Raw genomic sequence first — 14,909 nt, 5'->3', positions numbered from 1 at the left:
ACCAGACATGTATCGCTACGATGAATTCGACCACGCCTTCGTCAATGACCGCGTCGCCCAGTTCCGCGACCAGGTCGCCCGCCGCCTGTCCGGCGAGCTGGCGGAGGACGCGTTCAAGCCGCTGCGGCTGATGAACGGCGTCTACCTGCAGCTGCACGCCTACATGCTGCGCGTCGCTATTCCGTACGGCACTTTGAACAGCCGGCAGTTGCGCATGCTCGCCCATATCGCGCGCAAGTACGACCGCGGCTATGGCCATTTCACCACGCGCCAGAACATCCAGTTCAACTGGCCGGCACTGTCGGAGATTCCCGATGCTCTGGCCGATCTCGCCTCCGTCGAGATGCATGCGATCCAGACATCGGGCAACTGCATCCGCAACGTCACTGCCGACCATTTCGCCGGTGCCGCCGCCGACGAGGTCGCCGACCCGCGGCCCTATGCGGAAATCCTGCGCCAGTGGTCGTCGGTGCATCCGGAATTCTCCTACCTGCCGCGCAAGTTCAAGATCGCCGTTACCGGTGCCGAGCGCGACCGTGCAGCAATCCAGGTGCACGACATCGGCCTGCACCTGAAGAAGAACGACAAGGGAGAGACCGGCTTTGCCGTCTATGTCGGCGGCGGGCAGGGGCGGACACCGATGATCGCCAAGAAGATCCGCGACTTCCTCCCGGAGGAGGACCTGCTCTCCTATACGACCGCGATCGTGCGCGTGTACAACCTGCATGGCCGCCGCGACAACAAGTACAAGGCCCGCATCAAGATCCTCGTGCACGAGACCGGCGCTGAAGAGCTGGCGCGCCAGGTCGAGGTCGAGTTTGCCGAACTGAAGAACACCGAGCTGAAGCTGCCCGACGCCGACATCCAGGCGATCACCTCCTATTTCGCGCCGCCGGCGCTGGAACCGCGCGCCGAGGGCTGGGCGAACCTGGCGCAGTGGAAGAAGGCGGATTCCGATTTCGCCCGCTGGGTGCATCAGAACGTCCAGCCGCACAAGCACCCCGACTACGGCATGGTGACGATCTCGCTGAAGCCTATCGGCGGCATTCCGGGCGACGCGACCGACGAGCAGATGGAGGCCGTTGCCGATATCGCCGAGGAATACGCCTTCGACGAGATCCGCGTCAGCCACGAGCAGAACCTGATCCTGCCGCATGTGGCGCTGGCTGATCTGGAGCCGATCTACCGGGCGCTGGTCGCGACCGGGCTGGCGACGGCCAATGCCGGCCTGATCACCGACATCATCGCCTGTCCGGGGCTGGATTATTGCGCGCTTGCCAATGCCCGCTCCATTCCCGTGGCGCAGGAAATCTCCAACCGCTTCGCCTCGGCCGACCGGCAGGCCGAGATCGGTGAACTGAAGATCAAGATCTCCGGCTGCATCAATGCCTGCGGGCATCATCACGTCGGCCATATCGGTCTGCTCGGCGTCGAGAAGAAGGGCGAGGAACTGTACCAGATCACGCTTGGCGGTTCCGGCGACGAGAACACGTCGATTGGCGAGATCATCGGCCGCGGCTTCGAGCCGGAGAAGGTCACGGATGCGATCGAGGTGATCGTCGATACCTATCTCGGCCTCCGGCTCGACCAATCGGAAAATTTCCTCGCAGCCTATCGCCGCGTCGGCCCGCAGCCGTTCAAGCACGCGCTCTACGGCAACGCTGCGGCAGCGGCTTGAGGGAGGGGCGCACCATGACGAGAATCTGGAAGGAAACCGGCTTCGTCAACGACGACCCGTGGGTCGTCGAGAACGAGGACACCAAGGCGGGCTCGAACGAAAAGGCGATCATCGGCATCGATGATTTTCTCGCCCGGGTCGCCGAAGGCGATGACGGGGGCTTCGGCGTCCTCGTCAAGCCTGCCGACGACGTGCGGCGGCTTGCCGGCCACCTGGATCGCATCGCGCTCGTTGCCGTCGCGTTCCCCGCCTTCAGCGACGGGCGGGCGTTCAGCCATGCCTCGCTGCTGCGCTCGCGTCTCGGCTACGAAGGCGAGGTGAGGGCAGTGGGCGACGTGCTGATCGACCATATCCCGCTGATGCTTCGCTGCGGCATCGACAGCTTTGCCGTGACGAACGCAACGGCCTTGAAGCGGCTTTCGGAAAACCGCCTGCCGGGGATCGACAACCACTACCAGCCGACCGCGCGCCCATCGGTGGACGCGAAATCCTACAGCTGGCGCCGCGTCGGCTGACGCATATTGTCGCGACAGGGCCCGTTTTCCGGCTCGAAACCGAGGCGGGCCTTTCTTCTTGCTGCGTCGCACATTATATGAGGGGTGCAACCGCACGGCGACCGATGGAATGCAAATTTCGCATGGCGGCTTCCTTTGGAAAGCGATGCCTTCCGTCGGCAACCGCAGTATAATATCTGCCTAGGCGACATTCAGTAGAGACCGCAGGAACCGACCACGCATGAACGCGCCCGCAAAGACTGAAGAACTCGCAGCCACCGTTCCCGCCGGCGTCTATGCCGAGACGGTGACGAGCGTACAGCACTATACCGACCGCCTCTTCCGCTTCCGCATGACGCGTCCGGACGGCTTCCGGTTCCGCTCGGGCGAATTCGCCATGATCGGGCTGATGGTCGACGGCAAGCCGGTCTACCGCGCCTACTCGATCGCGAGCCCGGCCTGGGACGAGGAACTGGAGTTCTTCTCCATCAAGGTTCCGGACGGCCCGCTGACTTCGCACCTGCAGCAGATCAAGCAGGGCGACCACGTGCTGATGCGCAAGAAGCCGACAGGCACGCTGGTGCTCGACGCGCTGACCCCCGGCAAGCGCCTCTACATGTTCTCCACCGGCACCGGCATTGCGCCGTTCGCGAGCCTGATCCGCGACCCGGAGACCTATGAGAAGTTCGACGAGGTGATCCTCACCCACACCTGCCGCGAAATCTCGGAACTGAAGTACGGCTTCGACCTGGTCGAGGAAATCGCCAAGGACGAGCTTCTGTCGGAAGTTGTCGGCGGCAAGCTCCGTCACTATGCGACTGTCACCCGCGAGGCCTTCCCCTACCAGGGCCGCATCACCGACCTGATCAGCAACGGCAAGATGTTCGCCGATCTCGGCGTCGCCCCCTTCGACCCGGCGGTCGACCGCGCGATGATCTGCGGCTCGGCAGCCATGTTGAAGGAAACCAAGGTTCTGCTCGAACAGGCAGGCCTCACCGAGGGCGCCAACAGCAAGCCCGGCGAATTCGTCATCGAGCGTGCCTTCGTCGACTGAGGCCGGCGCGACCGCATGGTCATAGAAAGGGGCGATGCCGCGCGCATCGCCCCTTTTGTGTTTCCCGGCAACAAGCTGCCGGAGTTGCGGCCGTCAGGCCAGGATGAAGTCGTTCGCGCCGAGATCGGCGATATCGAATTCCTTCAGGACCAGGATATCGGTGGCCGCGAACTTGAAGCGGACGTCGTCGTCGACCTGGGTCGCCTTGCTGAGCACCGACGAGGCGGAAGAAAAATCGTAGCTGCGCAGATCGATCTGGTCCACGCCATCGGTGAAGGTCTGGACCGTGTCTGTTCCGTAGCCCTTGCCGAAGACGAAGTCGTCGTTGCCCTTGCCGCCAAAGAGCATGTCGTTGCCTTTGCCGCCGTCGAGGACGTCGTGGCCGTCGACGCCCTTGAGCACATCGTTGCCGTTGCCGCCGAAAATGCGGTTGGCGCCGCTGTTGCCCGTCAGGTTGTCGGAATAGTTGCTCCCGAGCAGGTGCTCGACCGAGGAGTAGCTGTCGCCCTTGGCGTCGCCGGTGTTGGCCGAGCGCGAGCCGAGGTTGACGGTCACGCCGGCGGATGCCGTCTGGTAGCTCGCGGTATCGCTGCCGCTGCCGCCGATCAGCCTGTCGGCTCCGGCGCCGCCGACCAGCGTGTCGTTGCCGCCCCCACCGTCGAGTGTATCGTTGCCCTTGCCGCCGCTCAGGCGATTGGCGGTGCTGTTGCCGGTCAGCTTGTCGCCATAGGCGGAGCCCAGCAACTGCTCGATCGAGGAGTAGGTGTCGCCGGCGGCGTCGTTGGTGTTGATCGAGGGCTTGGAGAGGCTCGCCGTCACACCGGCGCGCGCGGTCGTATAGGATGCGGTATCCGATCCGGTGCCGCCGATCAGCCTGTCACCGGCCGCCCCGCCGAGAAGCACGTCGTTGCCGCCTCCGGCGTCGAGCGTGTCCTTGCCGCTGTTGCCGTAGAGCTTGTCGTTGCCGGTCAGACTGTAGAGCTTGTCGTTGCCGTTGTTGCCGGTCAGCGTGTTGGCGGCTTGGTTGCCCTTGATGGTGTCTGCACCCGAGCCGCCCTTGGCGTTTTCGATGAGGGAGCGCGTGTCGCCCTTGTAGAGCATGGCGTTGTAGATGTTGCCGCCGGCGAAATGACTGTCGCCGAGATAGGCAAGCTGTCTGTCGCTGAATTCGGAGCTGGAGCCGGGAGCAAGATCGATGTCGACGCCGTCCGAATAGGCGGAGAGGTCATAGGTATCCTTGCCGCCGCCGTCCCAGATCGTCGCGAAGATCCGGTTGGCGCCGGGTGCGATGGCGACGTCGCCGTTGACGTAGGTCTTGCCGCTACCCGGTGTCCACTTGTAGGTCGTGTTTCCGGCATTCGTCGTGAAGTCGGCACCGTACATGCGCTGCAGTGCTGCGATGTCGGCCATCATGAAGGTCTGCGGTGCGCCGAACTCCTCATAGGTGTACTTCTGCGAGATGCTACCCTTATAGCTATGGTAGGTCATCACGGAATATTCGACGCTGTCGTGAGACGAGGGCATCTTGCCGAAGCCTTCGTCCGTGTGGGCATGTTCCAGGCCGAGCGCGTGGCCGAGTTCGTGCATCAGCGTGTGCCAGCCGTAGTTGCCGGCCTGCGGACTGCTCAGGTTGCTGCCGTTGCCGAGCCAGAGATCGCCGGCTTCGTCGTAGTCCCCCGGGAAGTAGGCCTTTGCCGTCGGGTTGTCGTAGGTCGACTTGGCGAAGCGCAGATTTGCGCTCGCCTGGGAACCCGCAGAAAGATTGAGGCCGGTGAAGCCTTCCACCGAAAAGCCGTCATTGGCCCTGGAGCCGTAGGACTGCTCCATCGCAAAGAGCGCGGCTGCCTTCACCTTGGCCGAGACCGCACCGAATCCCTGGCTCGGCTCATACTCCGAATAGCCATAGGCCGATTTGCTCGTCGGGAACGCATAGGTGACGGCACCGCTCCAGGCCGTCTCGCCGAGGACTGCGTCGATGACGTTGTTTCCGGTTGCCGAAACGGTCTTGGTGCTCTTGTTGATGCCTGTCATTCAGATGTCCTTGCTCGGTATCGTGGAAAGTTCGTCGTCAGCGGGCATTGCCGGTATGCGTGTATCGGAGAAGCTTCAACAACTCGTGACGCCTAACGAGATTCGACGCAAGCCGGATGACGGTGCGGACCGGTCTTCGAAGACTTCGCGCGGTCTGTCGTGGTTGCCATGGTGGAAGTTCTCCCGCTGGACTTCGCGGCCAAAGCGCCGCCAGGTGGTCCCATGCCGAGGCAGGATGTCGGGGGACCGAACGCGAAGGAGGCGATAGCGGCAGAATATGCCCGTCTCATGGCAAGGAAGGAAGGCAATGCCCGCAAGAGCTCGTCGTCCCCGGCTGCGCCCACGGTTCCGACGACCGAATGCCGGTCTCCTTCAAGTGGATAGAGCCGTATGGCCCCGCGCGCGCTATCGTCTCCGTTTGCCTCGATGAAAATGTTTTCTGCAGCGCGGACATTGGATTTTCGTGCTGAAACGTTGATGTCTCGAGGGTGACAAAATCAAATGCGCAGCAGACGATGCGGACTGGCGGCAGAAAGCACGCACTGTTCGGTCGTGGCCATCGCCCGGCGAGTTCGCCGGCAGCGTGGGCGTCATGCAGGCATCATCAGGTCTTCAACTGGCCGTGCTGAAATCGGCACGGGCAGGTCCGGGTTCAGGTTGCGGCTGGTAGCGCCGGGAAATGACGGTCAAGGGAATTGACGGTTAGTGGGCGACGGCCGGAGCAGGAGGATCTCGCAAGGATCCCCGGCTTCGGCCGGTTCCGCATGCGGCGGGCGGACGAGAAGGCAATCTGCGGCCGCGAACACCTTCATCATCGACGAATCCTGCTTGTCGTACGGCGTGGCCACTAGCGCGCCGTCGTCGCGGACGCTCACCGTCGCGCGAAGATGGTCCTGCCGGTGGTCGTTGGCCGCAAGCGCGCTTCCGGTGAGCGCAAACGTGCGCCGGTCGACGGCCGGCAGGCGCGACAGCTTGCGCACGAGCGGCTCAAGGAACAGCAGCGCGCAGACCAAGGAGGACGCCGGGTTGCCGGGAAGGCCGAGGATCTGCATGCCGCCAAGGCGGCCGACCATCAGCGGCTTGCCCGGCCGCATGGCAATGCGCCAGAAGTCCAGCTCCATGCCGGCAGAGACCAGCACCGGCTGCACCAGGTCGTGGTCTCCGACCGAGGCGCCGCCGAGCGTCACCAGCACGTCCGCGCCGCAGGCCTTCGCCCAATCGACGGCATCCATGATCGCATTGGGGTCGTCGGCGGCAATGCCGAGATCGATCACCTCGGCGCCGGCCTCGCGGGCGAGCGCCGCCACGCCATAGCTGTTGGAGGCGACGATCTGGCTGGGGCCGAGGGCAGAACCGGGTGGGACGAGTTCGTCGCCGGTCGCAAGCAGGGCCACCTTCGGCCGGGCATAGACGTTGAGGACCGCATGGTTCATCGCGGCTGCGACCGTCAGCCTTCCCGAATCCAGCGTCTGGCCCTCCCGCAGCACGACCTCGCCCTCTTCGAAGTCCTGGCCGCGCGGGCGGATATGACGGCCGCGCTGCGGCAGGAAGGTGTTGCGGATGCGGTCGTCGCCGATCGTCTCGGCGTCTTCCTGCAGCAGCACCGTATCGGCGCCGGCGGGGAGCGGCGCGCCGGTGAAGATCCGCACCGCCTCGCCGGGGCCCACGGTCCCGGAAAAGGCATGGCCCGCGGCGGACCGGCCGACGACGCGCAAGGTGGCGCCGGGCTCGGCGATGTCCTCGTGGCGCAGGGCATAGCCGTCCATCGCCGAATTGTCGAAAGGGGGCTGGGTGAGGCGGGCGGCGACATCGCCAGCCAGCACGCGATCGCAGGCCTCGTGCAGGGGCACGCTCTCGCTTCTGGCCGGTGGACGGGCTGCCTTCAACAGGCGTTCAAGCGCATCCTCGACCGGCAAAAGCGACATGTTCAATCCTGCTCCCTGCGTCGATAATTTCCCGAACGCCCGCCGGACTTGGCGACGAGACGGATCCCGCCGATCTCCATCTCCCTGTCGGCGGCCTTGGCCATGTCGTAGATCGTGAGGCAGGCGACGCTCACGGCCGTCAGCGCCTCCATCTCGACCCCCGTGCGCCCGCTCAGCTTCGCCATCGCCTCGACGCGCAGGCCGGGAAGGTCTGCGTCCTCGGTGATGTCGACGGAGACCTTGGTGAGCATCAGCGGGTGGCAGAGCGGTATGAGGCTGGCAGTCTGCTTGGCGGCCATGATGCCGGCCAGCCGTGCCGTGCCGATCACGTCGCCCTTGCGGGCGTTGCCTTCGAGGATCAGCTTCAGCGTTTCCGGGCGCATCCGCACCGAGCCTTCGGCGACGGCGATCCGCACCGTCTCGGCCTTGTCGCCGACATCGACCATGTTCGCCTCGCCGGAGGCGTCGATATGGGTCAGTCCGCCGCGTTCGCCCGCCATCATTCCGCAGCCAGCATGGAGGGCTTGCCGGTGAGGAGAGTCCGCGTGGCCGCCGTTACATCCTCCTGCCGCATCAGGCTCTCGCCGACGAGGAAGGTGGAGATGCCGGATGCCTTCAGGCGCCCGCAGTCGGCATGGGTGAAGATCCCGCTTTCGCCGACCAGCAGGCGATCGTCGGGCGCCATGCGCGCAAGCCGCTCGGAGACGGCGAGATCGACCTCGAAGGTTCGCAGGTTGCGGTTGTTGATGCCGACAAGCTTGGATTTCAGCGTCAGCGCCCGCTCCATCTCCGCCTCGTCATGCACCTCGATGAGGACGTCCATGCCGAGCGAGAAGGCGCTGTCCTGCAGGCGTTCGGCGTCGTCGTCCGAAAGCGAGGCCATGATGAGCAGGATGCAGTCCGCGCCCCAGGCCCGGGCTTCCTGGACCTGGTAGGTGTCGAACATGAAGTCCTTGCGCAGCGCCGGCAGGCCGCAGGCGGCGCGCGCCTGGGTCAGAAACTCCGGCGCACCCTGGAAGCTCGGGCTGTCGGTCAGCACGGAGAGACACGCAGCACCCCCGGCCTCGTAGGCTTTCGCCAGCGCCGGTGGATCGAAATCCGGACGGATCAGGCCCTTGGAGGGACTGGCCTTCTTGATTTCGGCGATCAGTCCGAAGGCGCCCTGCGCCTTCCTGTTGAGGAGACTGGCGAAAAAGCCGCGCGGCGGCTCCTGGTCGCGGCTGATCGCGCGCAGCTCGGAAAGCGGAACGGCTGCCTTGGCGGCCTCGATTTCCTCGCGCTTGTAGGCTTCGATCTTCTTGAGGATGTCGGTCATGGAGCGAGCCTACCCCTGATCGGCGGCGTTGGAAACCGCCACGAGCTTGCCGAGTGCGGTACCGGCACTGCCGCTCTCGAGCGAGGCGCGCGCGATCTCCATGCCCTGGCCGATCGAACCCGCCTTGCCGGCGACGATGAGGGCGGCGGCGGCATTGGCGAGCGAGATGTCGCGATAGGCCGTCTCGGCTCCGCCGAGGACCGACAGCAATGCCTCGGCATTGTGGGCGCCGTCGCCGCCGCGGATCGCATCGAGCGTTACCTGCGGCAGGCCGAAATCCGTAGGCGTCAGTTCGAAGGTGCGGATCCTGCCGTCCTCGAGCGCTGCGACCCTGGTCGATCCCGTGGTGGTAATCTCGTCGAGGCCGGAGCCGTAGACGACCCAGACGTGCTCGGAACCGAGGTCGCGCAACACTTCGGCGACGGGCACCAGCCATTGCTCGGCATAGACGCCGACGAGCTGCCGCTTGACGCTGCCGGGGTTCGAGAGCGGCCCGAGCAGGTTGAAGATCGTGCGCGTGCCGAGTTCGACGCGCGAGGGGCCGACATGCTTCATCGCCGGATGATGGAGCTGGGCGAACATGAAGCCGAGGCTCGCTTCGGCCACGCAGCGCGAAATCGCATCCGGGCCGATATCGAGCTTGACGCCGAGGCAGGACAGCGCGTCCGCGGTGCCCGACTTGGAACTCAGCGCGCGGTTGCCGTGCTTGGCCACTGGCACGCCAGCGCCTGCGACGATGACGGCGGCGAGCGTCGAGATGTTGTAGGTGCCGGCCCCGTCGCCGCCCGTGCCGACGATGTCGATCGCGTCAGTGGGGACAGAAACCGGAAGCATGCGGGCGCGCATAGAGCTCACCGCGCCGTAGATTTCGTCCACCGTCTCGCCGCGAACGCGCAGCGCCATCAGGAAGCCGCCGATCTGCGAAGGGGTGGCGGCACCGGACATGATGATCTCGAAGGCGCCGCGCGCCTCCTCGCGGTCCAGCGGCTGTCCCGTGGCGACCTTGGCGATGAATGGTTTCAGGTCAGACATGTGATCCGTTTTCCCGCCTTGTCATTGCATGCTGCGCTCGGCCAGCGACCGGTTGATCGACACGCCGTAGGAGGTCTGCAGGCTGGAGACCATCTGGTCGAGGATATCGTCGCCGCTGGCGCGGGCGATTGCCTCGATCTGCTGGTCGGCATTTGCGAGCGCGTCGCCCATGGCGTCGCTGTTGACTTCCGTCACCTGCAGGACGACCTGGCCTTCGCCGCCGATGCCCGGCGCGTTGGCGACATGGCCCACCGGTCCGCCGAAGGCTGCCGTGACCGCCGCCGGGCTCAGGGTGATGTCCTCGGCGCCGCGGATCAGCCCGGCCTTGTTTTCGACGGCGATGCCCATGTCTGCGGCGATGTCGGCCATCTTCTCACCCTTGCGGATGCGCTCGGCGATTTCGGCGGCCTTCTTGCCGAGGGCTTCGCGCTGCTGCTCGGCGGTCCAGTCGGCAACGACGCTGTCGCGCGCCTCGTCGAGCGTGCGGTCCCGATCCGGCACGATGTCGCGCACCTCGTACCAGATATAGCCGTCACGGCCGTAGTTGACCGGCGGGTTCTCCAGGCCGGCGTCCGTTGCAAACACCGCAGCCAGCAGCCCGGCCTGTTCGGGAAGGGCGATCTCTTCGCCGTCCTGGCCCTTGCCGGTGTTGTCGGCGGCCTCGATCGTGACCAGCTTGAGGTTGGCCTGGGCTGCGGCATCCTCGATGGTGGCGCCGTTGGCGACGGCTTCGTCGAAGCGGTCGTGGATGGCCATCAGGTCGTCGCTCGCCTGGGTCAGCGCCATTTCGTTGCGCAACTCTTCCTTAACGTCCTCGAGGGCTCTGGTGGCCTCCGGGCGGATGTTCGTCGCCCGCACGATCACCGGGCCGAAGATGCCGTCGATGACAGGCGACGTGCCTCCATCCGCAGGGATGGCAAATGCGGCCTCGGCCAGCGTCTGTTCGGGCATCGTCGCCTTGGTGAATTCACCGAGCGTGACGTCGGCTGCGGTCTTGCCCTGTTCGGCGATCAGCGCATCGAACGTCGTGCCGGCGGCGAGCTTGGCTGCGGCGGCATCGGCGGCGGCGCGATCGGGGAAGGTCAGCTGTTGGACGGTCCGCATCTCAGCCGTCCGATACTTGTCCTTCGTCCGCTCGAATTCCTCGCGCAGTGCCGCGTCGTCGATTGCGGACGCATCGGCGATGTCCTTGGGCGACAGCGCGACATAGACGAACTTGCGGTATTCCGGAGCGCGGTACTTCGCCTTGTTCTGCTCGAACCAGGCCGACAGCACGTCATCGGCCGGAGCCTTGACCGGATCGATGTTGGCGTTCGACAGCAGCAGGTAGTCGACCGTGCGCGCCTCGTTGCGGTACTGCCGGATCGCGTCCGTCAGAGCCTGCGGCGCCTGGTATCCGTCGGAGATCGCCTCGACGATCTGGCTGCGCACGGCGACCTGGCTGCGATTGTTGATGTAGTCGTTCTCGCGAAGCCCGGCATTGCGCAGAATGGAGGAGAAGGCGACCCGGTCGAAGCGGCCGTTCGGTCCGCGAAACGCCGGATCTTCCGCGATCAGCTGCGCCAGGCGATCCTCGCTGAGGCCGAGGCTCATGTCGTTGGAAAGCTGGTCGAGTGCTGCGCCGGCGACGAGCTCGGCATAGACCTGGTTCTCGAGGCCGAACGCGCGGGCCTGCTCGCTCGTCAGGCGGGTGCCGAAGCGCTGCGAAAGGGCGGAGAGCTGGCGCTCGTAGGCCAGGCGGAAGTCGGTGGCCGAGACGTTGACGTCGCCTACGGTCACGACCGCGTTGGATGTTCCCGTCATGAGCGAGCTCGAGACACCCCAGACGCCGAAGGAGGCCACCAGGACAATCATGAGGGCTTTCGCAACCCAGGTCTGGGCGCCTTTTCTCAAAGTCTCGAGCATATATCGCATTCCTCGCTGGTACGGCGCCTGGGCCGGTCGGAAACCGTCTCATAACGGAAAGTTTCGGGGATTAGAAGTCCGATGGTTGGGGCGTTTCGTTCCTGCGACAGGACGCGTCGAAGACGGCGGCTCACAGGCGCCCCACGTGCCGTTCCGCAGCTGAAATTGCGCGAGGGCGCAAACAGGCCAGTTCCGGACGATTTTCATTTGCCGGCAAAGGACCTGTTTCTGAAATAATTGATGAATTGCGCAAGATAAGCTTCTGCGATTCTCGCCCGTCAGCCGTTACGGCGTGGTACGGTTCCGGAATGGCGGAGCAGGCGTGACAGAAAAGGCGTTGGCATGGAATCGACGACCGTGATGATCAATCTGTTCGGCGCGGTGGCCCTGCTCCTGTTCGGGCTGGCGCAGGTGAAGGATGGTGTCACGCGTGCCTTCGGCAGCCGGTTACGCAAGGGGCTGGCGCTCGGCACGGGCGGTTCGCTGCGGTCCTTCGTGTCCGGCTTCCTAGCCACGATCGCGCTGCAGAGCTCGACTGCGACGGCCTTGATGACGGCCTCCTTCGTCGAAAAGAGCCTGATCCGGTCGCGCATGGCGCAGATCGTCCTGCTCGGTGCCAATGTCGGCACGGCCGTGACGGCCTGGATCGTCGCGACCGGGATCGAATGGTTGGCGCCGCTCATCATCCTGGCGGGGGTCGTCCTCTACAAGGGCAGTTCCACGTTCAGGCAGGGCGCAGGCGCTGCCCTCGTCGGCATCGGCCTGATGCTGCTGTCGCTGCATCTGCTCGGCCAGGCGACGGAGCCGATGCGCCAGTCGGCAGCCCTTGCGGCGTTTCTGACGCTTCTCGACGGCGCATGGCCGGTGGCACTCGCCTTTTCGACGGTGCTCGCCTTCGTCTCGTCCTCGAGCCTTGCGGTCGTCGTGCTGATCCTGTCGCTTTCGGCCACCGGTATCATCTCGCCCGGGCTCACCGTGGTCCTGGTCCTCGGCGCCAATCTCGGCGGCGCCGTTCCACCGGTCATCGCCACGTTCCGCTCGCCCGCGCCGGCGCGCAGGGTAACGCTTGGTAACCTGCTCGTGCGTGCGGCAGGCTGCCTTGCGGTGCTGCCCTTCGCCGGCATCGCGGCGGAGGCGCTGCTGCGGTTGCCGCTGCCGCTTGCGAAGTTGCCCGTGGATGCGCACCTTGCCTTCAACATCGCCGTGGCCCTGGTCTTCTGGCCGCTTTCACCGCTGCTGGCGCGCCTGATGGAGCGGCTGGTGCCGGACGAGCCGCCGGCCGAGACCGGCCCGCAGTATCTGGACGAGGCGGCGCTCGAGACGCCGGTCGTGGCGCTATCGGGGGCTGCGCGGGAGGTTCTGCGCGTCGGTGACGTGATCGAGGCGATGCTCATCCATACGATGAAGGCTTTCGAGGAGAACAACCTGGCCGAACTCGCCAAGATCGGTGTGCTGGAGAAACAGGTCGACGAGTTGCAACAGGCGATCAAGATCTATCTGTCGCGCCTCGGCAACAAGGGGCTGAGCGCAGAGAACGGCGCCCGCTCGATCGTCATCATCGATTATGCGATCAATCTCGAACACGTCGGGGACATCATCGAGAAGGGCCTGCAGGAGCAGGTGCGCAAGAAGGTCGCCAACGGCCTGCGGTTTTCCAGCGACGGCTATGCCGAGCTTTCCGGGCTGTTCAACCTCACGATCGAGAACCTGCGGATCGCGCAGACGATCCTGGTGTCGCGCGATTTCGCGCTCGCCAGGCAACTGGTGGAAGTCAAGGTCGCCGTGCGGCACATGGAGAAGCAGTCATCCGAGCGGCATCTTGCCCGGCTGCGCGACGGCAGGATGGAGAGCCTGCAGACGAGTTCGCTGCATCTCGACATGCTGCGCGACCTCAAGCGGATCAACGCCCACCTGGTCTCGGTCGCCTATCCGATCCTCGACGAGAGCGGCCTCCTGGTCGAGAGCCGGCTGCGCGGCACCGAATAGACGAGGCAAGGCATAGACGCGGATTCCCTTTGTCTCCGACCGGGCTCGTTTGATATGGAACGGCACCCGATCAGTTTTACGAGGATGTCGATGCACAAGGACGAGACGAAACGCAGCTGCCTGGCGATCATCCTGGCGGCGGGCGAGAGCACGAGGATGAAATCCTCGCAATCGAAGGTGCTGCATCCGATCGGCAACCGCGCGATGATCGCCCATGTGGTCGAGGCGCTTTCGGGCGCGGGGATCACCGAGGTCGCGCTCGTGCTCGGCCGCGACGCGGAGAAGGTGGAGGCGGCCGCTCGGCATTCGGCGGTGCATTCCGAAACCTTCATCCAGAAGGAACGGCTCGGCACGGCGCATGCGGTGCTCGCCGCCCGCGGCGCCATCGAAAAAGGCTATGACGACGTTCTCGTCGTCTTCGGCGACACGCCGCTCCTGACTGCGGCGCCCCTGCAGGCCGCACGCGCCGGGCTTGCCGCAGGCAGCGACGTCGTCGTCGTCGGCTTCATGGCGGCCGATCCCTTCGGCTATGGCCGCCTGATCGTCGAGGATGGTGAGCTTCTGGCGATCCGCGAGGAAAAGGACGCCACGCCGAAGGAACGGGAGATCGCCTATTGCAACGGCGGCCTGATGGCGATCGACGGCCGCAAGGCGCTGGAACTGATCGAAAAGATCGGCAATGCCAATGCCAAGGGCGAGTATTACCTGACCGACATCGTCGAGGTGGTCCGGGCCGCCGGCGGCCATGCGACGGCCGTCGAAGCACCGGAGGAGGAACTGACCGGCTGCAACACCCGCGCCGAGCTCGCCTTCATCGAGCGGCTCTGGCAGCAGCGGCGGCGCACCGCGCTGATGCTCTCCGGCGTGTCGATGATCGCGCCGGAGACGGTGTTTTTGTCCCACGACACGCAGATTGCTCAGGACGTGACGATCGAGCCGAACGTGGTGTTCGGGCCGGGCGTGACGGTGGAGAGCGGCGCGGTCATCCATGCCTTCTCGCATCTGGAAGGCGCTCATGTCGGGCTCGGCGCCACGGTCGGCCCGTTCGCGCGGCTGCGCCCGGGGGCCAACCTCGGCGCCGGATCGAAGGTGGGCAATTTCTGCGAGGTGAAGAAGGCGGAGATCGGCGAGGGCGCCAAGGTCAACCACCTGACCTATATCGGCGACGCTTTCGTCGGCGCCGGCAGCAACATTGGCGCCGGCACGATCACCTGCAACTACGACGGCATCAACAAGCATGAGACACGAATCGGTGCGAACGCCTTCATCGGCTCCAATTCGGCGCTGGTGGCCCCCGTCACGATCGGCAACGGCGCCTATGTCGCTTCCGGCAGCATCATCACAATGGACGTCCCGGACGATGCGGTTGCCTTCGGCCGCGCGCGGCAGGAGAACAAGCCGGAGCGCGCGAAGCTGATCCGCGAGCGCAACGCGGCGGTCAAGGCGGCGCGCAAAAAGGCCGCCGAATAGGCCATCGGCATTACCGCAT

Annotated in this window: 11 protein-coding genes; 5 read left to right on the top strand and 6 right to left on the bottom strand. The window is 65.2% G+C overall.

The genetic code is table 11. From position 1 onward, the window contains the following. Positions 1-7: 7 nt before the first annotated feature. From GGQ64_RS00435 to GGQ64_RS00425, 3 genes are all read left to right on the top strand, one after another. The gene (locus GGQ64_RS00435) at positions 8-1,678 is read left to right on the top strand and encodes a nitrite/sulfite reductase (RefSeq protein WP_183797758.1); all 1,671 of its coding nucleotides are present in this window, start codon (positions 8-10) and stop codon (positions 1,676-1,678) included. Between the two features lie 14 nt (positions 1,679-1,692). After that, positions 1,693-2,193 (top strand): DUF934 domain-containing protein, encoded by a 501-nt coding sequence (locus tag GGQ64_RS00430; protein ID WP_183797756.1) that lies wholly within the window; start codon positions 1,693-1,695, stop codon positions 2,191-2,193. Between the two features lie 220 nt (positions 2,194-2,413). Then, positions 2,414-3,226, top strand: coding sequence for a ferredoxin--NADP reductase (locus tag GGQ64_RS00425; RefSeq protein WP_183797754.1), 813 nt, complete (start codon positions 2,414-2,416; stop codon positions 3,224-3,226). Between the two features lie 93 nt (positions 3,227-3,319). Here GGQ64_RS00425 and GGQ64_RS00420 read toward each other — a convergent pair whose 3' ends face one another. From GGQ64_RS00420 to GGQ64_RS00395, 6 genes are all read right to left on the bottom strand, one after another. Beyond that, a complete protein-coding gene (locus GGQ64_RS00420; protein ID WP_183797752.1) occupies positions 3,320-5,257 on the bottom strand; it encodes a M10 family metallopeptidase C-terminal domain-containing protein in 1,938 nt (645 codons plus the stop codon). 686 nt (positions 5,258-5,943) lie between these two features. Further along, positions 5,944-7,182 (bottom strand): molybdopterin molybdotransferase MoeA, encoded by a 1,239-nt coding sequence (locus tag GGQ64_RS00415; protein WP_183797750.1) that lies wholly within the window; start codon positions 7,180-7,182, stop codon positions 5,944-5,946. 2 nt (positions 7,183-7,184) lie between these two features. Next, complete coding sequence (gene moaC, locus GGQ64_RS00410) at positions 7,185-7,682, bottom strand: cyclic pyranopterin monophosphate synthase MoaC (RefSeq protein ID WP_183797748.1); 498 nt, start codon at positions 7,680-7,682, stop codon at positions 7,185-7,187. Continuing rightward, on the bottom strand, positions 7,682-8,497 hold the full coding sequence (trpC, locus tag GGQ64_RS00405) for an indole-3-glycerol phosphate synthase TrpC (RefSeq protein ID WP_183797746.1): 816 nt from the start codon (positions 8,495-8,497) through the stop codon (positions 7,682-7,684). Before trpC ends, moaC begins: the two co-directional genes overlap by 1 nt. A gap of 9 nt (positions 8,498-8,506) precedes the next feature. Next, complete coding sequence (gene trpD, locus GGQ64_RS00400) at positions 8,507-9,529, bottom strand: anthranilate phosphoribosyltransferase (RefSeq protein WP_183797744.1); 1,023 nt, start codon at positions 9,527-9,529, stop codon at positions 8,507-8,509. A gap of 21 nt (positions 9,530-9,550) precedes the next feature. After that, on the bottom strand, positions 9,551-11,434 hold the full coding sequence (locus tag GGQ64_RS00395; protein WP_183797742.1) for a peptidylprolyl isomerase: 1,884 nt from the start codon (positions 11,432-11,434) through the stop codon (positions 9,551-9,553). Positions 11,435-11,776: 342 nt separating this feature from the next. On the opposite strand from GGQ64_RS00395, the gene GGQ64_RS00390 reads away from it, so the two are divergent. Next, positions 11,777-13,420, top strand: coding sequence for a Na/Pi cotransporter family protein (locus tag GGQ64_RS00390; protein WP_183797740.1), 1,644 nt, complete (start codon positions 11,777-11,779; stop codon positions 13,418-13,420). 90 nt (positions 13,421-13,510) lie between these two features. Further along, on the top strand, positions 13,511-14,890 hold the full coding sequence (gene glmU / locus GGQ64_RS00385; RefSeq protein ID WP_183797738.1) for a bifunctional UDP-N-acetylglucosamine diphosphorylase/glucosamine-1-phosphate N-acetyltransferase GlmU: 1,380 nt from the start codon (positions 13,511-13,513) through the stop codon (positions 14,888-14,890). Positions 14,891-14,909 lie beyond the last annotated feature (19 nt).

Source organism: Mycoplana azooxidifex, from assembly GCF_014196765.1.
Classification (GTDB): Bacteria; Pseudomonadota; Alphaproteobacteria; order Rhizobiales; family Rhizobiaceae; genus Mycoplana; species Mycoplana azooxidifex.
The sequence above is the reverse complement of the archived record's forward strand: the minus strand, read 5'-3'. Positions and strand labels throughout refer to the sequence as shown.